We start from the raw sequence: 20,658 nt of genomic DNA, 5'->3' as shown, positions 1-20,658 counted from the left end.
CCTAGGCTTCGCAAGCAGCCCCGGCCGGGTTGTTCACCAGGCGTTCGAGGGTGTCGCGATCCACTAATTCTTTATCCAGTTTGATGTAAACAGCCGCTTCATCGGCGACTATCACTGCATCTGTTACCCCCACGAGGGCCCTGAGGCGCTCGACCAGACCCGCTTCGCGGATCGCCTCGGGCGACAACGGCAAGCGCAGGCTCGTCACGTAGGGAGGTTCGCGCATGGTAACAGCAAAGGCCAGCCAGATGGCAGCCAGCCCGGCACATCCAAGGAACACAACCGACAGACCGCCATGCTGGAACATCCAGCCGCCGAGAATCCCGCCGAGTGCCGAACCGAGGAACTGGCTGGTGGAGTACACGCCCATGGCCGTGCCCTTGCCACCTGCCGGTGAAACCTTGCTGATCAGCGACGGCAGCGAGGCTTCAAGCAGATTGAACGCAGTAAAGAACACCACCGTCCCGATCACCAGAGCCCGCAGGCTGTCACCGAACTGCCAGAAGAATAGCTCAGTGAGCATCAGCGTCATGACGGCGCCGAGCAAAACTCGTTTCATTTTGCGTTTCTTCTCGCCGTAGATGATGAACGGGATCATGGCGAAGAAAGAGATCAACAGGGCTGTAAGGTAGACCCACCAGTGCTGTTCCTTGGGTAGCCCGGCTTTCTCCACCAGGGCCAGGGGCAGCGCGACGAAGCTCGACATCAACATCGCATGTAACACAAAAATGCCCAGATCCAGGCGCAGCAAGTCCGGGTGCTTGAGCGTCGGCATCAACGCCTGACGCGCCACGCCGGACTCGCGATGACTCAGCGGCCCGGTGGATTTCGGCACCATGAACAGCACGATCACGATCCCCACCAGCGCCATGCCGCCGGTGGCCAGGAACAGGCCGGAAAGACCGAATGCGCGAGTCAGCAACGGACCGACCACCATGGCCACCGCGAACGACAGGCCGATGGTCATGCCGATCATCGCCATGGCCTTGGTGCGGTGCTGTTCGCGGGTCAGGTCGGAAAGCAGCGCCATGACCGCTGCGGAAATCGCCCCGGCGCCCTGCAGGATCCGGCCGGCAATCACGCCCCAGATCGAGTCGGCCTGGGCCGCCAGCACGCTGCCGAGAGCGAAGACGATCAGCCCCAGGTAAATCACCGGACGACGGCCGATACGGTCGGAAATGATCCCGAACGGAATCTGGAAAAGCGCCTGGGTCAGGCCGTAAGCGCCAATCGCCAGCCCGATGAGGGCCGGGGTCGCTCCCGCCAGATCCATGCCATAGGTGGCCAGTACCGGCAGCACCATGAACATGCCAAGCATACGGAAGGCGAACACCAGGGCCAGACCGCTCGCCGCGCGGGTCTCGCTGCCACTCATGCGTTCGCTGTGGGGATCGTGCATGGAAAAACCTCGTGTGAACCGGCGGCGATTCTACCAGTCCCATCGAAAGACGGGGTATATCGCGACGCTATGACGCGTATAGATGAAACTCTCTTCATGCAAGGTGGAAAACCCTTCATTCGATAGTGTGCATCCATCCAGTATTTGGCCGTATACTCCTGTGTTTTCGACGCCCGCCGAGCGAGGCCACTTTGGACAAGATCCTGATACGTGGGGCCCGTACCCACAACCTGAAGAACATCGACCTGACCCTGCCACGGGACAAACTGATCGTCATCACCGGCCTGTCCGGATCCGGCAAGTCGTCCCTGGCCTTCGACACGCTCTATGCCGAAGGTCAGCGCCGCTATGTCGAATCCCTGTCGGCCTATGCCCGGCAGTTCCTGTCGATGATGGAAAAACCCGACGTCGACACCATCGAAGGCCTGTCGCCGGCGATCTCCATCGAACAGAAGTCGACCTCGCACAACCCGCGCTCCACGGTCGGCACCATCACCGAGATCTACGACTACCTGCGTCTGCTCTATGCGCGCGTCGGTACGCCACGCTGCCCGGATCACGACATCCCGCTGGAAGCGCAGACCGTCAGTCAAATGGTTGACCTGGTGCTCGCCCAGCCGGAAGGCAGCAAGCTGATGCTGCTGGCGCCGGTGATCCGCGAGCGCAAGGGCGAGCATCTGTCGGTGTTCGAAGAACTGCGCGCCCAGGGCTTCGTCCGCGCCCGGGTCAACGGCCGGCTCTGCGAGCTGGACGAGCTGCCAAAGCTGGATAAACAGAAGAAGCACACGATTGAAGTTGTGGTCGACCGCTTCAAGGTTCGCGCCGATCTGCAGCAGCGTCTGGCCGAATCCTTCGAGACCGCACTGAAGCTGGCCGACGGTATCGCCCTCGTAGCACCGATGGACGACGAACCAGGCGAAGAGATGATCTTCTCCGCGCGCTTCGCCTGCCCGATCTGCGGCCATGCGATCAGCGAGCTGGAACCCAAGCTGTTTTCCTTCAACAACCCGGCCGGCGCCTGCCCGACCTGTGACGGTCTGGGCGTTAAGCAGTTTTTCGACATCAAGCGTCTGGTCAACGGTGAGCTGACCCTGGCCGAAGGCGCGATCCGCGGCTGGGACCGGCGCAACGTCTATTACTTCCAGATGCTCGGTTCACTGGCCGCGCATTACGGCTTCAGCCTGGAGCAGCCGTTCAACGAACTGCCGGCCGATCAGCAGAAATACATTCTGCATGGCAGCGGTTCGCAGAACGTCGACTTCAAATACCTCAACGACCGTGGCGACATCGTCAAGCGTTCACACCCGTTCGAAGGCATCGTGCCGAACCTCGAGCGTCGCTACCGCGAAACCGAGTCGGCCAGCGTGCGCGAAGAACTGGCGAAGTTCCTCAGCACCCAGTCCTGCCCGGATTGCCGCGGCACCCGCCTGCGTCGTGAAGCGCGACATGTGTGGGTTGGCGAGAAAACCCTGCCGGCGGTGACCAACCTGCCGATCGGTGATGCTTGCGACTACTTCGGCGAGCTGAAGATGACCGGCCGCCGTGGTGAAATTGCCGACAAGATTCTCAAGGAAATCCGCGAGCGTCTGCAGTTCCTGGTCAACGTGGGGCTGGATTACCTGTCGCTGGATCGCAGTGCGGACACGTTATCTGGTGGCGAAGCCCAGCGGATTCGTCTGGCCAGCCAGATCGGCGCTGGCCTGGTCGGGGTTCTGTACATCCTCGATGAGCCGTCCATCGGTCTGCACCAGCGTGACAACGACCGTCTGCTCGGAACCCTCAAGCACCTGCGTGACATCGGCAACACGGTAATCGTGGTCGAGCACGACGAAGACGCGATCCGTCTGGCTGACTACGTTGTGGATATCGGCCCGGGCGCCGGGGTTCATGGCGGGCAGATCGTCGCCGAAGGTACGCCGGATGAAGTCATGGCGCACCCGGACTCGCTCACCGGCAAATACCTGTCGGGTCGGGTCAAGATCGAAGTGCCGGCCAAGCGCACGCCGCGCAACAAGAAGCAGGTGCTGTCGCTCAAGGGCGCGCGGGGCAACAACCTGCGCAATGTCGACCTGGAGATCCCGATCGGCCTGCTGACCTGCGTGACCGGCGTTTCCGGCTCGGGCAAATCGACGCTGATCAACAACACGCTGTTTCCGTTGAGCGCCACGGCCCTCAACGGCGCGACCACACTGGAAGCGGCAGCGCACGACAGCATCAAGGGCCTGGAGCATCTGGACAAGGTCGTCGATATCGACCAGAGCCCGATCGGTCGTACGCCACGCTCCAACCCGGCGACCTACACCGGGCTGTTTACGCCGATCCGCGAGCTGTTTGCCGGCGTGCCTGAATCCCGCTCCCGTGGTTACGGTCCGGGGCGCTTCTCGTTCAACGTCAAGGGCGGTCGTTGCGAGGCTTGCCAGGGCGACGGTCTAATCAAGGTGGAAATGCACTTCCTGCCGGATATCTACGTGCCGTGCGATGTGTGCAAGAGCAAGCGCTACAACCGCGAAACCCTGGAAATCAAATACAAGGGCAAGAGCATCCACGAAACCCTCGAGATGACAATTGAGGAAGCGCGGGAGTTCTTCGACGCGGTGCCAGCGCTGGCGCGCAAGCTGCAGACATTGATGGATGTGGGCCTGTCGTACATCAAGCTCGGACAGTCGGCGACCACGCTGTCCGGTGGTGAGGCGCAGCGGGTCAAGTTGTCCCGCGAGCTGTCCAAGCGCGATACCGGCAAGACCCTGTACATCCTCGATGAGCCGACCACCGGCCTGCACTTCGCGGATATCCAGCAACTGCTCGATGTACTGCATCGCCTGCGCGACCACGGCAACACCGTGGTCGTGATCGAACACAACCTCGACGTGATCAAGACGGCCGACTGGCTGGTGGATCTCGGCCCCGAGGGTGGCTCGAAAGGTGGGCAGATCATCGCGACCGGTACACCTGAGGAAGTGGCCGAGATGAAGCAATCTCACACCGGGCATTACCTCAAGCCACTGCTGGTCCGCGATCGGGCCTGATCACCGGGCATGAAAAAGCCCCTGTCACTTCCTCAGTGACAGGGGCTTTTTTGTAGCGGTTGCAATCAGGACGTGTGGGATTGCAGGTAGTTCTGGATACCGATCAACTTGATCAGACCCAACTGCTTTTCGAGCCAGTAGGTGTGATCTTCTTCAGTGTCGTGCAACTGAAGCTTGAGGATATCGCGGCTTACGTAGTCGCCGTGCTTCTCGCACAGCTCGATGCCTTTGCACAGTGCGGCACGTACCTTGTACTCGAGGCGCAGATCCGCTTCGAGCATGGTCTCCACCGTAGTGCCGACGTCCAGGTCATCCGGACGCATGCGCGGCGTGCCTTCGAGCATCAGAATCCGGCGCATCAAAGCGTCAGCATGACCGGCTTCTTCTTCCATCTCGTGGTTGATTCGTTCGTAGAGCTTGGTGAATCCCCAGTCCTCATACATCCGCGAGTGAACGAAATATTGGTCACGCGCGGCCAGTTCGCCGGTCAGCAACGTGTTGAGGTAATCGATAACGTCTGGGTGGCCTTGCATCGCCCTACATCTCCCTTCTTGAAAGTCTGTAGTTTGAACCAACATGACCGCAAGGTCACTTACTTCGCGCAATAAAAGCGAAGATATTCTGAGAAAAGCAGGTCAAATAACGCAAAAACCGCCCTAATGAGGGCGGTTCTGCTTCTCGTTTAGACTTCGTTAAGCTGTACGTTGAGCAGCTTTGCGATTGCTTCTCCGTACGCCGGGTCAGCCTTGTAGAAATGCTGCAACTGGCGGTCCACCACGTCACTCGAGACACCGGCCATCGCTCCGGCAATATTGTTGACCAGCAAGGCTTTCTGCTCGTCGCTCATCAAACGGAACAGCGCACCCGCGTGGCTGTAGTAGTCGGTGTCTTCGCGGTGATCGTAGCGATCAGCCGCGCCGCTCAAGGCCAGTGCCGGCTCGGCGTAGTGCGGTGCTTGTTTCGGCGACTCCACGTAGCTGTTCGGCTCGTAGTTCGGGGCCGCGCCACCGTTGCTGCCAAAAGCCATCGAACCGTCACGCTGGTAGGTATTTACCGGACTGCGCGGAGCGTTTACTGGCAGTTGCTGGTGATTGGTGCCTACGCGATAGCGATGCGCATCGGCATAAGCGAACACGCGGCCTTGCAGCATGCGATCCGGCGAGAGGCCGACGCCTGGCACCATGTTGCTCGGGCCGAACGCGGCTTGCTCGACTTCAGCAAAGTAATTCAGCGGATTGCGATTCAACTCCAGTTCACCGACTTCGATCAGCGGAAACTCCTTCTGCGACCAGGTCTTGGTCACGTCAAACGGGTTCTCGTAATGCGCCGCGGCCTGGGCCTCGGTCATGATCTGGATGCACACGCTCCATTTCGGGAAGTCACCACGCTCGATGGCCTCGAACAGATCACGCTGCGCGTAATCCGGATCAGTGCCCGCCAGGCGCGCCGCATCTGCCGGCGCGAGGTTCTTGATCCCTTGCTTGGTCTTGTAGTGCCACTTCACCCAGTGACGCTCGCCTTGAGCACTGATCAAGCTGTAAGTGTGGCTACCGAAGCCGTGCATATGACGGTAACCATCCGGGATACCGCGATCAGAGAACAGAATGGTGACCTGATGCAGCGCCTCGGGCGAGTGCGACCAGAAGTCCCACATCATCTGCGCACTTTTCAGGTTGCTCTGCGGCAGGCGTTTCTGGGTGTGGATAAAGTCAGGAAACTTCAGCGGATCACGAATGAAGAACACGGGTGTGTTGTTGCCAACGATGTCCCAGTTGCCTTCTTCGGTGTAGAACTTCAGGGCAAAACCACGAGGATCACGCTCGGTGTCAGCCGAGCCACGCTCACCGCCCACCGTGGAGAATCGCAGGAAAGTCGGTGTCTGCTTACCCACAGCAGAGAACAGCTTGGCGCTGGTGTACTGCGTGATATCGCGAGTGACGGTGAAAGTACCGTAGGCACCCGAACCTTTGGCGTGAACGCGGCGCTCAGGAATGTTTTCGCGGTTGAAGTGAGCAAGCTTCTCGATCAAATGAAAATCATCGAGCAGCAACGGTCCGCGTGGCCCGGCGGAGCGAGAGTTCTGGTTATCGGCGACTGGCGCACCGCTGGCAGTCGTAAGCGTCTTGTTCTGGCTCATGCGATCTTCTTCCTCTGTCAGTCTTGAACTGCCGGCTAATCGGCTTGTTGGGGAGTATCGATCATCAATATGACAGCCACAAATTCATTAACTCATGGTCATCAATAGAAAATAACTAACGATAAAACCCAGCACATAGTGCAGACCCAAACAGGGTAGATGCTTGTACGAACGGCGCATTTCTTACGGGCACAAAAAACCGGGCACTAGGCCCGGTTCTTTGTTTCAGACTGACGTCTTACTCAGCGGATACAGCTTCACCGCCGACAGCACGATCAACCAGTTCGACGTACGCCATAGGCGCGTTGTCGCCAGCGCGGAAACCGCACTTGAGGATGCGCAGGTAGCCACCCTCACGGGTAGCGTAACGCTTGCCCAGGTCGTTGAAGAGCTTACCAACGATAGCTTTCGAACGAGTACGGTCGAAAGCCAGACGACGGTTAGCAACGCTGTCTGTCTTGGCCAGAGTGATCAGCGGCTCGGCAACGCGGCGCAGTTCTTTGGCTTTTGGCAGAGTAGTTTTGATCAGCTCGTGCTCGAACAGCGACACAGCCATGTTTTGGAACATGGCCTTGCGGTGCGAGCTGGTGCGGCTCAGGTGGCGACCACTTTTACGATGACGCATGGTTCATTCCTTACCAAACACTACGTTCGGTGATTACGACGATCAGGCAGTCGCCTTGTCGTCCTTCTTAAGACTTGCAGGCGGCCAGTTGTCGAGGCGCATGCCGAGGGACAGACCGCGGGAGGCCAGAACGTCCTTGATTTCAGTCAAGGATTTCTTGCCCAGGTTCGGAGTCTTCAACAGCTCTACTTCGGTACGCTGAATCAGGTCACCGATGTAGTAGATGTTTTCCGCCTTAAGGCAGTTAGCCGAACGTACAGTCAGTTCCAGATCGTCAACCGGGCGAAGCAGGATCGGATCGATCTCGTCTTCCTGCTCGACAACCACTGGCTCACTGTCACCTTTGAGGTCGACGAACGCAGCCAACTGCTGTTGCAGGATGGTTGCAGCACGACGGATAGCCTCTTCAGGATCCAGAGTACCGTTGGTTTCCAGATCAATAACCAGCTTGTCCAGGTTGGTACGCTGCTCGACACGGGCGTTTTCCACCACGTATGCGATACGGCGAACCGGGCTGAACGAAGAGTCAAGCTGCAAGCGACCGATGCTGCGGCTTTCGTCTTCATCGCTCTGACGCGAGTCTGCTGGTTCATAACCACGACCACGAGCTACGGTGAGCTTCATGTTCAGGGCGCCGTTAGACGCCAGGTTAGCGATTACGTGATCGGGATTAACGATCTCGACATCATGATCCAGCTGAATATCGGCAGCGGTAACCACCCCCGAACCCTTCTTCGACAAGGTCAGCGTAACTTCGTCACGGCCGTGCAGCTTGATAGCCAGACCTTTAAGGTTCAACAGGATTTCAATTACGTCTTCCTGTACACCTTCGATGGCGCTGTACTCGTGGAGCACACCGTCAATCTCGGCCTCGACTACTGCGCAGCCGGGCATTGAGGACAACAGGATGCGGCGCAGCGCGTTGCCCAGGGTGTGGCCGAAACCACGCTCGAGAGGCTCGAGAGTGATCTTGGCGCGGGTTGGACTGACAACCTGCACATCAATATGGCGGGGTGTCAGGAACTCATTTACCGAAATCTGCATGGATGCACCTATTTTCTAGCCCTTACTTGGAGTAGAGCTCGACAATCAGGCTTTCGTTGATGTCGGCGGACAGATCACTGCGAGCAGGAACGTTCTTGAAAACGCCCGACTTCTTCTCAGTGTCTACTTCTACCCACTCTACGCGGCCACGTTGAGCACACAGATCGAGAGCTTGGACAATGCGAAGTTGATTTTTTGCTTTCTCGCGAACAGCGACCACGTCACCAGCACGAACCTGGTAAGAAGGAACGTTTACGGTCTGACCGTTAACGCTGATCGACTTGTGCGATACCAGCTGACGGGATTCGGCACGAGTCGAACCAAAGCCCATACGGTATACGACGTTGTCCAGACGGCATTCGAGCAGTTGCAGCAGGTTTTCACCGGTTGCACCTTTCTTGCCAGCAGCTTCTTTGTAGTAGCCGCTGAACTGACGCTCGAGAACGCCGTAGATACGACGGACCTTCTGCTTTTCACGCAGTTGGGTGCCGTAGTCGGACTGGCGACCGCGGCGTTGGCCGTGGATACCAGGTGCTGCTTCAATGTTGCACTTCGATTCGATCGCGCGCACGCCGCTCTTCAGGAAGAGATCGGTGCCTTCGCGACGAGCGAGTTTGCATTTTGGACCAATGTAACGAGCCATTCTTTACAATCTCCTGGATTACACGCGGCGCTTCTTCGGCGGACGGCACCCGTTGTGCGGGATTGGCGTCACGTCGGTGATGCTGGCGATCTTGTAGCCACAGCCGTTCAAAGCGCGGACTGCGGATTCACGACCTGGACCTGGGCCCTTGACGTTTACGTCGAGGTTTTTCAGGCCGTATTCCAGCGCAGCTTGACCAGCACGCTCAGCAGCTACTTGAGCAGCGAACGGGGTGGACTTGCGGGAACCGCGGAAACCCGAACCACCGGAGGTAGCCCAGGAAAGAGCGTTACCTTGACGGTCGGTAATGGTCACGATGGTGTTGTTAAAAGAGGCATGGATGTGGGCGATGCCATCAACCACTGTCTTTTTAACTTTTTTACGAGGACGAGCAGCAGGTTTTGCCATGATTAAATTCCTGTCGATTCGCTGGGGCGATTACTTGCGGATCGGCTTACGCGGACCTTTACGGGTACGCGCGTTGGTCTTGGTACGCTGACCGCGTACTGGCAGACCACGACGATGACGCAGACCGCGATAGCAACCGAGGTCCATCAAGCGCTTGATTTTCATGTTGATTTCGCGACGCAGGTCACCTTCAGTGGTGAACTTCGCCACTTCGCCACGCAGCTGTTCAATTTGCTCGTCGCTCAGATCCTTGATCTTTGCTGCTGGGTTTACCCCAGTCACTGCACAGATTTTCTGCGCAGTAGTGCGACCAACACCATAGATGTAGGTCAGCGAGATAACAGTATGCTTGTTATCTGGAATGTTAACGCCTGCAATACGGGCCATTCAGTGGGACTCCAATTGACAGCTACCTACGCCCCGGAAGCCAAGAAATAGGGCGCGAGATAATATCGCTGTAATAACAAATAATCAACCCGGCAGCGCACTAGCTGCCGGGCTTGAAGCACAATCACACTCAGCCTTGGCGCTGTTTGTGACGCGGTTCCGCGCTGCAAATTACTCGAACAACACCTTCGCGGCGAATAATCTTGCAGTTACGGCACAGCTTTTTCACCGATGCACGAACTTTCATCACCAACTCCTCGAACCTTATGGGTACTCAGCGCAACATGCCGCTGCCGTAACCCTTCAGGTTGGCTTTCTTCATCAGGGATTCGTACTGGTGCGAAACGAGGTGCGATTGTACTTGGGACATGAAGTCCATCACAACCACGACCACGATCAGCAACGAGGTCCCGCCAAGGTAGAACGGAACGTTTGCTGCAACCACCAGGAACTGGGGCAACAGGCACACGGCCGTCATGTAAAGAGCACCGAACATGGTCAAGCGAGTCAGCACGCCATCAATGTAGCGCGCAGACTGCTCACCTGGACGGATGCCCGGAATAAAGGCACCGGACTTCTTCAGGTTTTCCGCTACGTCTTTCGGATTGAACATCAACGCCGTATAGAAGAAGCAGAAGAAAATAATCCCTGCACTAAACAGCAGAATATTCAACGGCTGACCAGGAGCGATCGACTGCGAGATGTCCTGCAACCAGCCCATACCTTCAGACTGACCGAACCAGGCACCCAACGAAGCCGGGAACAGCAAAATGCTGCTCGCGAAAATAGCCGGAATAACACCGGCCATGTTCACCTTCAGCGGCAAGTGGCTAGTCTGCGCAGCGAAAACCTTGCGGCCTTGCTGACGCTTGGCGTAGTGAACAGCGATACGACGCTGACCACGCTCAATGAACACCACGAAACCGATAATCGCTACTGCCAGCAAACCGATGGCAACCAGGGCGAAGATGTTGATATCCCCCTGACGCGCAGACTCGAAAGACTGCCCGATTGCTCTCGGAAGACCGGCGACGATTCCCGAAAAAATCAACATCGAGATACCGTTGCCTACACCACGCTCAGTAATCTGCTCACCCAGCCACATCATGAACATCGCACCAGCCACAAACGTGGATACCGCGACGAAATGGAAGCCAAAGTCACCAGTGAACGCAACGCCCTGCCCCGCCAGGCCAATGGACATGCCAATGGCCTGGACGAGAGCGAGGACGACGGTGCCGTAGCGGGTGTACTGGCTGATCTTGCGACGGCCAGCTTCACCTTCCTTCTTCAACTGCTCCAGCTGCGGGCTGACGGCGGTCATCAGTTGCATGATGATCGATGCCGAAATGTACGGCATGATCCCCAGTGCAAAGATGCTCATCCGCTCCAGCGCGCCGCCGGAAAACATGTTGAACAAGCTAAGAATGGTCCCCTCATTCTGTCGAAACAGGTCCGCGAGTCGGTCCGGGTTGATACCTGGAACCGGGATGTGTGCGCCTATTCGGTAGACGATAATCGCCAGGAACAGAAAACGCAGACGAGCCCAGAGTTCAGACATACCGCCTTTGCCGAGCGCAGAGAGAGCACCTTGCTTAGCCATTTATTCCTCGAACTTGCCGCCAGCTGCTTCGATAGCCGCACGCGCACCTTTGGTGGCGCCGATTCCCTTGCCGATAGTGACAGCGCGAGCCACTTCACCGGACAGCATGATTTTCACACGCTGTACGTTGACGTTGATCACGTTGGCATCTTTCAGGGACTGCACGGTGACGATGTCGCCTTCCACTTTAGCCAGTTCGGACAGACGCACTTCTGCGCGATCCATGGCTTTCAGGGAAACGAAACCGAACTTCGGCAGGCGACGATGCAGCGGCTGTTGACCGCCTTCAAAGCCTGGAGCAATGGTGCCACCGGAGCGGGAGGTCTGACCTTTGTGACCACGGCCACCAGTCTTACCCAAACCACTACCGATACCACGGCCCGGACGATGCTTTTCGCGACGGGAACCCGGCGCTGGACTCAGATCATTGAGTTTCATCGATTAACCCTCGACACGCAGCATGTAGTAAGCCTTGTTGATCATCCCGCGATTCTCGGGAGTATCCTGGACTTCTACAGTGTGACCGATGCGACGCAGACCCAGACCCTTAACGCACAGTTTGTGGTTAGGGATGCGGCCGGTCATGCTTTTGATCAGCGTAACTTTAACGGTAGCCATGATTACTTGATCTCCTCAACACGCAGGCCACGCTTGGCTGCGATGGACTCAGGAGACTGCATAGCCTTCAGACCCTTGAAAGTGGCGTGAACCACGTTTACAGGGTTGGTCGAGCCGTAGCACTTGGCCAGAACGTTCTGAACGCCAGCAACTTCGAGGACAGCACGCATAGCGCCGCCAGCGATGATACCGGTACCTTCAGAAGCAGGCTGCATGTACACCTTCGAAGCGCCGTGAGCGGACTTCATTGCGTACTGCAGGGTAGTGCCGTTCAGATCAACCTGGATCATGTTGCGGCGAGCAGCTTCCATTGCCTTCTGGATCGCAGCAGGCACTTCACGCGACTTGCCACGGCCGAAGCCAACACGGCCTTTACCATCACCAACCACGGTCAACGCGGTGAAAGTGAAGATACGGCCGCCTTTAACGGTTTTGGCTACGCGGTTAACTTGAACCAGCTTCTCGATGTAGCCTTCGTCGCGCTTTTGGTCGTTATTTGACATAACTTAGAACTCCAGCCCAGCTTCACGAGCAGCATCAGCCAGCGCTTTTACGCGGCCGTGGTACTTGAAGCCAGAGCGGTCGAAAGCCACCTGCGAGACGCCAGCGGCCTTAGCACGCGTAGCGACCAGCTGGCCAACCTTAGTGGCCGCGTCGATGTTGCCAGTGGCGCCATCACGCAGTTCTTTATCCAAAGTCGAGGCGCTTGCCAGGACTTTGTTGCCGTCGGCCGAAATGACCTGGGCGTAGATGTGCTGCGAAGAGCGGAACACGCAGAGACGCACGACTTCGAGTTCGTGCATTTTCAGGCGTGCTTTGCGAGCGCGACGCAGTCGAGTAACTTTTTTGTCGGTCATTTGCTATGCCCTACTTCTTCTTGGCTTCTTTACGACGGACGACTTCGTCCGCGTAGCGCACACCTTTGCCTTTGTACGGCTCTGGTGGACGGAAGTCGCGGATCTCGGCGGCCACTTGACCTACCAGCTGCTTGTCGATGCCCTTGATCAGGATATCGGTCTGGCTAGGAGTCTCAGCGGTGATGCCTTCCGGCAGTTCGTAATCCACTGGGTGCGAGAAGCCAAGAGCCAGGTTCAGCACCTGACCTTTTGCTTGCGCTTTGTAACCAACACCGACCAGCTGGAGCTTGCGCTCGAAGCCTTGGCTTACGCCCTGGACCATGTTGTTTACCAACGCACGAGTGGTACCGGCCATTGCGCGAGTCTGCTGATCGCCATTGCGAGCAGCAAAACGCAGCTCACCGGCTTCTTCAACGATCTCAACGGACGAATGGACGTTCAGTTCAAGAGTACCCTTGGCACCCTTCACCGAAAGCTGTTGGCCTGCGAATTTTACTTCGACACCGGCTGGCAGCTTAACGGGGTTCTTAGCGACGCGAGACATGCTTATCCCCCCTTAGAACACAGTGCAAAGAACTTCGCCGCCGACACCGGCAGCGCGCGCAGCACGATCAGTCATCACACCTTTGTTGGTGGAGACGATAGACACGCCGAGACCGCCACGTACTTTTGGCAGTTCTTCGACGGACTTGTACTGACGCAGGCCTGGACGGCTAACGCGCTTGACTTCTTCGATAACCGGACGGCCTTCGAAATATTTCAGCTCGATAGACAGCAGTGGTTTGGTTTCGCTGCTGATCTGATAACCCGCGATGTAACCTTCGTCCTTCAGGACTTTAGCTACAGCCACCTTCAACGTGGAAGAAGGCATGCTTACGACGGACTTTTCAGCCATCTGGGCATTACGGATTCGAGTTAGCATGTCCGCTAACGGGTCCTGCATACTCATGGGCTAGACGCTCCTAATACAGAAAAATTAGCCTTGCGGCTACTACTTGTCGCCGAGAAACTCCGGGCAGAAAAACACGGGCTCAGGCGAGCCGGTCATTCTAGACACACCCCAGAAATGAATCAAGCCCCAAAAGGGGCTTGATTCATGTTCAAGGCCACCGATGGTCAGGTTCTTGCGACCCCGACCATCGAGACTTTGACAGCAATTACCAGCTGGCTTTAACCAGACCTGGAACGTCACCACGCATTGCAGCTTCACGCAGCTTGTTACGGCCCAGGCCGAACTTGCGGTAAACGCCGTGCGGACGACCAGTCAGGCGGCAGCGGTTACGCATGCGCGAAGCGCTTGCGTCACGTGGCTGCTTCTGCAGAGCCACGGTAGCTTCCCAACGCGCTTCTGGACTTGCGTTCAGATCAACGATGATAGCTTTCAGCGCTGCACGCTTGGTGGCGTACTTGGCAACGGTGAGCTGACGCTTCAGCTCACGGTTTTTCATGCTCTTCTTGGCCATTTTCCTACTCCAATCAGTTGCGGAACGGGAATTTGAAAGCACGCAGCAGAGCGCGGCCTTCGTCATCGTTCTTGGCAGTGGTGGTCAGGGTAATGTCCAGACCGCGGAGAGCATCGATCTTGTCGTAGTCGATTTCCGGGAAAATGATCTGCTCTTTCACGCCCATGCTGTAGTTGCCACGACCATCGAAGGACTTGGCATTCAGGCCGCGGAAGTCGCGAACCCGAGGCAGGGAGATCGACAGCAGACGATCCAGGAACTCGTACATACGCTCACGGCGCAGGGTCACCTTGACGCCGATCGGCCAACCTTCACGGACTTTAAAGCCAGCGATGGATTTGCGAGCGTAGGTCACAACGACTTTCTGGCCGGTGATCTTTTCCAGGTCAGCAACAGCGTGCTCGATGACTTTTTTGTCGCCGATCGCTTCGCCCAGACCCATGTTCAGGGTGATTTTGGTAACGCGCGGAACTTCCATCACGTTCGAAAGCTTAAGTTCTTCCTTAAGTTTCGGTGCGATTTCCTTCCGGTAAATCTCTTTTAGTCGTGCCATGGTCTTCTACCTAGCAGTGTTCAAGCATCAACCGCTTTTTGGGTCGACTTGAAGACACGAATTTTCTTACCGTCTTCTACTTTGAAACCAACGCGGTCAGCCTTGTTGGTTTCGCCGTTGAAGATGGCGACGTTGGAAGCGTGCAGTGGCGCTTCTTTCTCGACGATACCGCCCTGTACGCCCGACATCGGGTTAGGCTTGGTATGACGCTTGACCAGGTTCAGACCACCAACAACCAGACGGTTGTCAGCAAGAACCTTCAGCACCTTACCGCGCTTACCTTTGTCTTTGCCGGCGATCACGATGATCTCGTCGTCACGACGAATCTTTTGCATGTCGGATCTCCTTACAGCACTTCTGGGGCGAGCGAGACGATCTTCATGAACTTCTCAGTACGAAGCTCACGGGTCACTGGCCCAAAGATACGGGTGCCGATCGGCTCTTGCTTGTTGTTCAGAAGAACAGCAGCGTTGCCATCAAAGCGGATAATGGAGCCATCAGCACGACGTACGCCGTGACGAGTGCGGACTACAACAGCAGTCATCACTTGGCCTTTTTTCACTTTACCGCGAGGAATTGCTTCCTTCACGGTAACTTTGATGATGTCACCGATACCAGCGTAACGACGATGGGAGCCACCCAGCACCTTGATGCACATAACACGGCGAGCGCCGCTGTTATCGGCCACATCGAGCATGGATTGAGTCTGAATCATATAATTTCTCCGACCCCTAGCCCTTAGACTTCCACAGCGCGTTCGAGAACATCAACCAGCGCCCAAGACTTGGTCTTGGCCATCGGACGAGTTTCACGAATAGTGACTTTGTCGCCGATGTGGCACTGATTGGTTTCGTCGTGCGCGTGCAGCTTAGTCGAACGCTTAACGTATTTACCGTAGATCGGGTGCTTAACGCGACGCTCGATCAGAACGGTGATGGTTTTGTCCATCTTGTCGCTGACAACACGGCCAGTCAGCGTACGGACAGTTTTTTCGGCTTCAGCCATGATCACTTACCTGCCTGCTGGTTGAGCACAGTCTTCACGCGAGCGATGTCACGCTTAACTTGCGAGAGCAGATGAGACTGCCCCAACTGGCCAGTTGCTTTCTGCATGCGCAGATTGAACTGGTCGCGCAGCAAGCCGAGCAGTTGCTCGTTCAGCTGCTGTGCGGATTTTTCACGAAGTTCATTCGCTTTCATCACATCACCGTCCGTTTAACAAAGGAGGTGGCGAGCGGCAGCTTTGCAGCAGCCAGGGCGAAAGCCTCACGCGCCAGCTCTTCAGAAACACCCTCGATTTCATACAGGACTTTGCCTGGCTGAATCTGGGCAACCCAGTATTCCACGTTACCCTTACCTTTACCCATACGAACCTCGAGAGGCTTCTTGGAGATCGGCTTGTCCGGGAATACACGGATCCAGATCTTGCCACCACGTTTTACGTGACGGGTCAGAGCACGACGCGCTGACTCGATCTGACGAGCGGTGAGACGACCACGAGCAACAGACTTCAGCGCGAACTCGCCGAAGCTGACTTTGCTACCGCGCAGTGCCAGACCACGGTTGTGGCCGGTCATCTGCTTGCGGAACTTCGTACGCTTTGGTTGCAACATTTGGCGTACCCCTTACTTAGCAGCTTTTTTACGAGGCGCTGGTGCTTGTGGTTTCAGTTCTTCTTGGCGACCACCAATTACTTCGCCTTTGAAGATCCAAACCTTTACACCGATCACACCGTAAGTGGTGTGAGCTTCGTAGGTGGCATAGTCGATATCGGCACGCAGGGTGTGCAGTGGCACACGACCTTCGCGATACCATTCAGTACGTGCGATTTCAGCACCGCCGAGACGACCGCTCACTTGGATTTTGATGCCTTTGGCACCAATGCGCATGGCGTTCTGTACGGCGCGCTTCATGGCGCGACGGAACATCACACGACGCTCCAGCTGCTGAGCTACGCTCTGGGCAACCAGCATACCGTCGAGTTCCGGCTTGCGGATCTCTTCGATATTGATGTGCACAGGCACACCCATTTGCTTGGTCAGGTCCTGACGCAGTTTTTCAACATCCTCACCTTTCTTCCCGATAACGATACCTGGACGAGCGGTGTGGATGGTGATGCGTGCAGTTTGAGCCGGACGATGGATATCGATACGGCTTACGGACGCGCTTTTTAGTTTGTCTTGGAGATACTCACGCACCTTCAGATCTGCGAGCAAATAGTCCGCATAAGTCCGACCGTCTGCGTACCAGACGGAGGTGTGCTCCTTGACGATTCCCAGGCGAATGCCAATGGGATGTACTTTCTGACCCATCTCTTCGACTCCGTTACTTGTCAGCAACCTTGACAGTGATATGGCAAGACCGCTTGACGATGCGATCAGCACGGCCTTTGGCACGTGGCATGATGCGCTTCAGCGAACGCCCTTCGTTGACGAAAACGGTGCTGACCTTCAGGTCATCAACGTCTGCGCCTTCGTTATGCTCGGCGTTGGCTACGGCCGACTCCAGCACTTTTTTCATGATCTCGGCGGCTTTCTTACTGCTGAAAGCCAACAGGTTGAGCGCTTCGCCCACCTTCTTCCCGCGGATCTGGTCGGCGACCAAGCGGGCTTTCTGGGCGGAGATTCGAGCGCCCGACAACTTAGCGGCTACTTCCATTTCCTTACCCCTTAACGCTTGGCTTTCTTGTCTGCCACGTGCCCGCGATAGTTGCGGGTACCGGCGAACTCGCCCAGTTTGTGGCCGACCATGTCTTCGTTAACGAGAACTGGGACGTGCTGACGACCGTTGTGTACTGCGATGGTCAGACCGACCATTTGTGGCAGGATCATCGAACGGCGCGACCAAGTCTTAATTGGTTTGCGATCGTTCTTTTCCGCCGCCACTTCGATCTTCTTCAGTAGGTGAAGATCAATAAAAGGACCTTTTTTCAGAGAACGTGGCACTGTCGTATCCCTCTATTTACTTGCGACGACGGACGATCATTTTGTCGGTACGCTTATTACCACGAGTCTTCGCGCCCTTAGTCGGGAAGCCCCATGGCGATACCGGATGACGACCACCAGAGGTACGACCTTCACCACCACCATGTGGGTGGTCAACCGGGTTCATGGCAACACCACGAACGGTTGGGCGAACGCCACGCCAGCGCTTGGCACCAGCTTTACCCAGCGAACGCAGGCTGTGCTCGGAGTTCGAGACTTCGCCCAGGGTCGCACGGCACTCAGCCAGCACTTTACGCATTTCACCGGAACGCAGACGCAGGGTAACGTAGACACCTTCACGAGCGATCAGCTGAGCCGAAGCACCAGCGGAACGAGCGATCTGTGCACCTTTACCTGGCTTCAGTTCGATGCCGTGTACGGTAGAACCGACTGGAATGTTGCGCAGTTGCAGAGCGTTGCCTGGCTTGATTGGAGCCAGAGCGCCTGCGATCAGCTGGTCGCCAGCACTCACGCCTTTAGGGGCGATGATGTAGCGGCGCTCGCCGTCTGCGTAGCACAGCAGTGCGATGTGAGCAGTACGGTTTGGATCGTATTCGATACGCTCGACAGTAGCGACGATGCCATCTTTGTCGTTGCGACGAAAATCGACCATACGGTAATGCTGCTTATGACCACCACCGATGTGACGAGTGGTAATGCGGCCATTGTTGTTACGACCACCAGACTTCGATTTTTTCTCGAGCAGCGGTGCGTGAGGAGCGCCTTTATGCAGCTCCTGGTTGACCACCTTGACCACAAAACGGCGGCCAGGGGAAGTCGGTTTGCATTTAACGATTGCCATGATGCACCCCTTCCTTACTCAGCACTGCTGCTGAAATCGAGATCTTGGCCTGGCTGAAGGGAGATAACTGCCTTCTTCCAGTCATTACGCTTGCCCAGACCGCGAGCGGTGCGCTTGCTCTTACCCAGAACGTTCAGGGTAGTAACACGCTCAACTTTCACGCTGAACAGGCTTTCGACGGCCTTCTTGATTTCCAGCTTGGTTGCATCGGTAGCAACCTTGAAAACGAACTGGCCTTTCTTGTCTGCCAGAACCGTAGCCTTCTCGGAAACGTGCGGGCCAAGCAGAACTTTAAATACGCGTTCCTGGTTCATCCCAGCAGCTCCTCGAATTTCTTCACGGCCGACACGGTGATCAACACCTTGTCGTATGCGATCAGACTAACTGGATCGGAACCTTGCACGTCACGTACATCTACGTGTGGCAGGTTGCGAGCAGCCAGGTACAGGTTCTGATCAACAGCGTCAGACACGATCAGAACGTCGGTCAGGCTCATGTTGTTCAGTTTGCCCAGCAGGTCTTTGGTTTTCGGAGTTTCAACTGCGAAATCCTGAACCACGACCAGACGATCAGTACGCACCAGCTCAGCAAGGATGGAACGCATTGCTGCGCGGTACATCTTCTTGTTCAGCTTCTGGGAGTGATCCTGTGGACGAGCTGCGAAAGTGGTGCCGCCGCCGCGCCAGATTGGGCTACGGATAGTACCGGCACGAGCACGGCCAGTACCTTTCTGACGCCATGGGCGCTTACCGCCACCACGAACGTCGGAACGGGTCTTTTGCTGCTTGCTACCTTGACGGCCGCCAGCCATGTAGGCCACGACTGCTTGGTGAACCAGCGTCTCGTTGAACTCGCCGCCAAATGTCAGTTCGGAAACTTCGATCGCTTGAGCGTCATTTACATTTAATTGCATGTCAGCTTCCCCTTAACCGCGAGCCTTGGCTGCTGGACGTACAACCAGGTTGCCGCCAGTAGCGCCAGGAACAGCACCCTTGACCAACAACAGATTGCGTTCAGCGTCCACGCGCACTACTTCCAGGGACTGCACGGTCACGCGCTCAGCGCCCATATGACCGGACATTTTTTTGCCCTTGAATACACGACCAGGAGTCTGGCACTGGCCGATAGAGCCTGGGACGCGGTGGGATACGGAGTTACCGTGGGTGTTATCTTGCCCGCGGAAGTTCCAACGCTTGATCGTACCCTGGAAGCCTTTACCTTTGGACTGACCGGTTACATCAACCAGTTGACCAGCAGCGAAGATTTCAGCGTTGATCAGATCGCCGGCCTGGTACTCGCCTTCTTCAAGGCGGAATTCCATTACGGTACGACCAGCGGCAACGTTCGCCTTGGCGAAGTGGCCAGCCTGAGCAGCTGTAACACGGGAAGCACGACGCTCGCCGACAGTGACTTGCACTGCACGATAGCCATCGGTTTCTTCAGTTTTGAACTGGGTGACGCGATTCGGCTCGATCTCAATGACCGTGACCGGAATGGAGACACCTTCTTCGGTGAAAATACGGGTCATACCCGCTTTACGACCGACTACACCAATAGTCATGTTGTAAACCTCATGAGTGTACGGGGCTTTCACCCGCTATGGCCGCCCATTTCAGAGCGTTACACGACCAAGACCGAGTCTTAGCCGAGGCTGATCTGCACTTCCACACCGGCCGCAAGATCGAGCTTCATAAGAGCATCAACGGTTTTATCCGTTGGCTGGACGATGTCCAGAACGCGCTTATGAGTGCGGATTTCGTACTGGTCACGCGCGTCTTTGTTGACGTGCGGGGAAACCAGAACGGTGAACCGCTCTTTACGGGTAGGCAGTGGAATTGGACCACGCACTTGAGCACCAGTACGTTTCGCGGTTTCCACGATTTCCTGGGTTGATTGGTCGATCAGGCGATGGTCAAAAGCCTTCAACCTGATACGGATTTGCTGATTTTGCATTGGATTTCAGACTCCGGCTGCTATTCCCACCGGGCGCAATACGCCCGTTAAAAGGAGGCGCAATTCTATAGACGCCCCAGATAGGTGTCAACCCAATAAAAAAGCCCCCGCTAAGCGGGGGCTTTTTCAACTCATCGAAGCTATCTCAAAAAAGAGA

At 56.5% G+C, this 20,658-nt stretch carries 32 protein-coding genes; 1 reads left to right on the top strand and 31 read right to left on the bottom strand.

Features of this window, described 5'->3' with window-relative positions; all coding sequences use genetic code 11:
• Nucleotide 1 precedes the first annotated feature (1 nt).
• Nucleotides 2-1,399, bottom strand: coding sequence for an MFS transporter (locus ACKLNA_RS28820; RefSeq protein WP_408987819.1), 1,398 nt, complete (start codon nucleotides 1,397-1,399; stop codon nucleotides 2-4).
• Between the two features lie 191 nt (nucleotides 1,400-1,590).
• Here ACKLNA_RS28820 and uvrA point away from each other — a divergent pair, with 191 nt between their 5' ends.
• A complete protein-coding gene (uvrA, locus tag ACKLNA_RS28815) occupies nucleotides 1,591-4,425 on the top strand; it encodes an excinuclease ABC subunit UvrA (RefSeq protein WP_085712349.1) in 2,835 nt (944 codons plus the stop codon).
• A gap of 65 nt (nucleotides 4,426-4,490) precedes the next feature.
• Here the strand turns inward: uvrA and bfr are convergent, their stop codons facing one another.
• The 30 genes from bfr to rpsJ all read right to left on the bottom strand — a co-directional run bounded on the left by bfr (nucleotide 4,491) and on the right by rpsJ (nucleotide 20,501).
• The gene (gene bfr / locus ACKLNA_RS28810; RefSeq protein ID WP_065259514.1) at nucleotides 4,491-4,958 is read right to left on the bottom strand and encodes a bacterioferritin; all 468 of its coding nucleotides are present in this window, start codon (nucleotides 4,956-4,958) and stop codon (nucleotides 4,491-4,493) included.
• A gap of 149 nt (nucleotides 4,959-5,107) precedes the next feature.
• Nucleotides 5,108-6,562 carry a catalase gene (locus ACKLNA_RS28805; protein ID WP_085712350.1) on the bottom strand — a complete coding sequence of 485 codons (1,455 nt, stop codon included), beginning with the start codon at nucleotides 6,560-6,562 and terminating at the stop codon, nucleotides 5,108-5,110.
• Nucleotides 6,563-6,800: 238 nt separating this feature from the next.
• A complete protein-coding gene (rplQ, locus tag ACKLNA_RS28800; protein ID WP_007955635.1) occupies nucleotides 6,801-7,187 on the bottom strand; it encodes a 50S ribosomal protein L17 in 387 nt (128 codons plus the stop codon).
• 42 nt (nucleotides 7,188-7,229) lie between these two features.
• Nucleotides 7,230-8,231, bottom strand: coding sequence for a DNA-directed RNA polymerase subunit alpha (locus tag ACKLNA_RS28795; protein ID WP_003186012.1), 1,002 nt, complete (start codon nucleotides 8,229-8,231; stop codon nucleotides 7,230-7,232).
• 22 nt (nucleotides 8,232-8,253) lie between these two features.
• Complete coding sequence (gene rpsD / locus ACKLNA_RS28790) at nucleotides 8,254-8,874, bottom strand: 30S ribosomal protein S4 (RefSeq protein WP_003176404.1); 621 nt, start codon at nucleotides 8,872-8,874, stop codon at nucleotides 8,254-8,256.
• Between the two features lie 18 nt (nucleotides 8,875-8,892).
• Complete coding sequence (gene rpsK / locus ACKLNA_RS28785) at nucleotides 8,893-9,282, bottom strand: 30S ribosomal protein S11 (RefSeq protein ID WP_002555466.1); 390 nt, start codon at nucleotides 9,280-9,282, stop codon at nucleotides 8,893-8,895.
• Nucleotides 9,283-9,312: 30 nt separating this feature from the next.
• On the bottom strand, nucleotides 9,313-9,669 hold the full coding sequence (gene rpsM, locus ACKLNA_RS28780) for a 30S ribosomal protein S13 (protein WP_003186020.1): 357 nt from the start codon (nucleotides 9,667-9,669) through the stop codon (nucleotides 9,313-9,315).
• Between the two features lie 130 nt (nucleotides 9,670-9,799).
• Entirely contained in the window at nucleotides 9,800-9,916 is a 117-nt protein-coding gene (gene rpmJ / locus ACKLNA_RS28775) for a 50S ribosomal protein L36 (protein WP_002555468.1), read from the bottom strand.
• Nucleotides 9,917-9,943: 27 nt separating this feature from the next.
• On the bottom strand, nucleotides 9,944-11,272 hold the full coding sequence (gene secY, locus ACKLNA_RS28770; protein ID WP_003228718.1) for a preprotein translocase subunit SecY: 1,329 nt from the start codon (nucleotides 11,270-11,272) through the stop codon (nucleotides 9,944-9,946).
• Nucleotides 11,273-11,710 (bottom strand): 50S ribosomal protein L15, encoded by a 438-nt coding sequence (gene rplO, locus ACKLNA_RS28765; RefSeq protein ID WP_011336169.1) that lies wholly within the window; start codon nucleotides 11,708-11,710, stop codon nucleotides 11,273-11,275.
• A 3-nt stretch (nucleotides 11,711-11,713) separates the two neighbouring features.
• Nucleotides 11,714-11,890 (bottom strand): 50S ribosomal protein L30, encoded by a 177-nt coding sequence (gene rpmD / locus ACKLNA_RS28760; RefSeq protein ID WP_003176408.1) that lies wholly within the window; start codon nucleotides 11,888-11,890, stop codon nucleotides 11,714-11,716.
• A gap of 2 nt (nucleotides 11,891-11,892) precedes the next feature.
• Nucleotides 11,893-12,393, bottom strand: a complete 501-nt coding sequence (rpsE, locus tag ACKLNA_RS28755; RefSeq protein ID WP_007955637.1) for a 30S ribosomal protein S5 — start codon at nucleotides 12,391-12,393, stop codon at nucleotides 11,893-11,895.
• A gap of 3 nt (nucleotides 12,394-12,396) precedes the next feature.
• Nucleotides 12,397-12,747, bottom strand: a complete 351-nt coding sequence (gene rplR / locus ACKLNA_RS28750) for a 50S ribosomal protein L18 (RefSeq protein ID WP_003186037.1) — start codon at nucleotides 12,745-12,747, stop codon at nucleotides 12,397-12,399.
• Nucleotides 12,748-12,757: 10 nt separating this feature from the next.
• The gene (rplF, locus tag ACKLNA_RS28745) at nucleotides 12,758-13,291 is read right to left on the bottom strand and encodes a 50S ribosomal protein L6 (RefSeq protein WP_065259511.1); all 534 of its coding nucleotides are present in this window, start codon (nucleotides 13,289-13,291) and stop codon (nucleotides 12,758-12,760) included.
• A gap of 12 nt (nucleotides 13,292-13,303) precedes the next feature.
• The gene (gene rpsH / locus ACKLNA_RS28740) at nucleotides 13,304-13,696 is read right to left on the bottom strand and encodes a 30S ribosomal protein S8 (RefSeq protein WP_011336171.1); all 393 of its coding nucleotides are present in this window, start codon (nucleotides 13,694-13,696) and stop codon (nucleotides 13,304-13,306) included.
• A gap of 208 nt (nucleotides 13,697-13,904) precedes the next feature.
• The gene (gene rpsN / locus ACKLNA_RS28735) at nucleotides 13,905-14,210 is read right to left on the bottom strand and encodes a 30S ribosomal protein S14 (protein ID WP_003228726.1); all 306 of its coding nucleotides are present in this window, start codon (nucleotides 14,208-14,210) and stop codon (nucleotides 13,905-13,907) included.
• A 13-nt stretch (nucleotides 14,211-14,223) separates the two neighbouring features.
• Nucleotides 14,224-14,763, bottom strand: a complete 540-nt coding sequence (gene rplE / locus ACKLNA_RS28730) for a 50S ribosomal protein L5 (protein WP_003210069.1) — start codon at nucleotides 14,761-14,763, stop codon at nucleotides 14,224-14,226.
• 20 nt (nucleotides 14,764-14,783) lie between these two features.
• On the bottom strand, nucleotides 14,784-15,098 hold the full coding sequence (gene rplX / locus ACKLNA_RS28725; RefSeq protein WP_003186046.1) for a 50S ribosomal protein L24: 315 nt from the start codon (nucleotides 15,096-15,098) through the stop codon (nucleotides 14,784-14,786).
• A gap of 11 nt (nucleotides 15,099-15,109) precedes the next feature.
• A complete protein-coding gene (rplN, locus tag ACKLNA_RS28720; protein ID WP_002555479.1) occupies nucleotides 15,110-15,478 on the bottom strand; it encodes a 50S ribosomal protein L14 in 369 nt (122 codons plus the stop codon).
• 23 nt (nucleotides 15,479-15,501) lie between these two features.
• Nucleotides 15,502-15,768, bottom strand: coding sequence for a 30S ribosomal protein S17 (gene rpsQ, locus ACKLNA_RS28715; RefSeq protein WP_003194644.1), 267 nt, complete (start codon nucleotides 15,766-15,768; stop codon nucleotides 15,502-15,504).
• A gap of 2 nt (nucleotides 15,769-15,770) precedes the next feature.
• Nucleotides 15,771-15,962, bottom strand: a complete 192-nt coding sequence (gene rpmC, locus ACKLNA_RS28710; protein WP_002555481.1) for a 50S ribosomal protein L29 — start codon at nucleotides 15,960-15,962, stop codon at nucleotides 15,771-15,773.
• Nucleotides 15,962-16,375 carry a 50S ribosomal protein L16 gene (rplP, locus tag ACKLNA_RS28705; protein WP_003228729.1) on the bottom strand — a complete coding sequence of 138 codons (414 nt, stop codon included), beginning with the start codon at nucleotides 16,373-16,375 and terminating at the stop codon, nucleotides 15,962-15,964. The genes rpmC and rplP overlap by 1 nt, the downstream gene beginning before the upstream one ends.
• A gap of 12 nt (nucleotides 16,376-16,387) precedes the next feature.
• Nucleotides 16,388-17,074 carry a 30S ribosomal protein S3 gene (gene rpsC, locus ACKLNA_RS28700; RefSeq protein ID WP_085688068.1) on the bottom strand — a complete coding sequence of 229 codons (687 nt, stop codon included), beginning with the start codon at nucleotides 17,072-17,074 and terminating at the stop codon, nucleotides 16,388-16,390.
• 13 nt (nucleotides 17,075-17,087) lie between these two features.
• A complete protein-coding gene (gene rplV, locus ACKLNA_RS28695) occupies nucleotides 17,088-17,420 on the bottom strand; it encodes a 50S ribosomal protein L22 (protein ID WP_003103908.1) in 333 nt (110 codons plus the stop codon).
• Nucleotides 17,421-17,431: 11 nt separating this feature from the next.
• Nucleotides 17,432-17,707 (bottom strand): 30S ribosomal protein S19, encoded by a 276-nt coding sequence (rpsS, locus tag ACKLNA_RS28690; RefSeq protein WP_011336172.1) that lies wholly within the window; start codon nucleotides 17,705-17,707, stop codon nucleotides 17,432-17,434.
• Nucleotides 17,708-17,723: 16 nt separating this feature from the next.
• Nucleotides 17,724-18,548, bottom strand: coding sequence for a 50S ribosomal protein L2 (gene rplB / locus ACKLNA_RS28685; RefSeq protein WP_016772943.1), 825 nt, complete (start codon nucleotides 18,546-18,548; stop codon nucleotides 17,724-17,726).
• Between the two features lie 14 nt (nucleotides 18,549-18,562).
• On the bottom strand, nucleotides 18,563-18,862 hold the full coding sequence (rplW, locus tag ACKLNA_RS28680; RefSeq protein WP_002555488.1) for a 50S ribosomal protein L23: 300 nt from the start codon (nucleotides 18,860-18,862) through the stop codon (nucleotides 18,563-18,565).
• A complete protein-coding gene (rplD, locus tag ACKLNA_RS28675; protein WP_003228735.1) occupies nucleotides 18,859-19,461 on the bottom strand; it encodes a 50S ribosomal protein L4 in 603 nt (200 codons plus the stop codon). The genes rplW and rplD overlap by 4 nt, the downstream gene beginning before the upstream one ends.
• Nucleotides 19,462-19,473: 12 nt before the next feature.
• Nucleotides 19,474-20,109 carry a 50S ribosomal protein L3 gene (gene rplC, locus ACKLNA_RS28670; RefSeq protein ID WP_007955641.1) on the bottom strand — a complete coding sequence of 212 codons (636 nt, stop codon included), beginning with the start codon at nucleotides 20,107-20,109 and terminating at the stop codon, nucleotides 19,474-19,476.
• Nucleotides 20,110-20,189: 80 nt separating this feature from the next.
• The gene (gene rpsJ / locus ACKLNA_RS28665) at nucleotides 20,190-20,501 is read right to left on the bottom strand and encodes a 30S ribosomal protein S10 (RefSeq protein ID WP_003186070.1); all 312 of its coding nucleotides are present in this window, start codon (nucleotides 20,499-20,501) and stop codon (nucleotides 20,190-20,192) included.
• Nucleotides 20,502-20,658: the final 157 nt, after the last annotated feature.

This window comes from Pseudomonas sp. UV AK001 (assembly GCF_046097675.1).
Classification (GTDB): domain Bacteria; phylum Pseudomonadota; class Gammaproteobacteria; order Pseudomonadales; family Pseudomonadaceae; genus Aquipseudomonas; species Aquipseudomonas kribbensis.
Note: the sequence above shows the minus strand (reverse complement) of the source record. Positions and strands in the feature narration are given on the sequence as shown.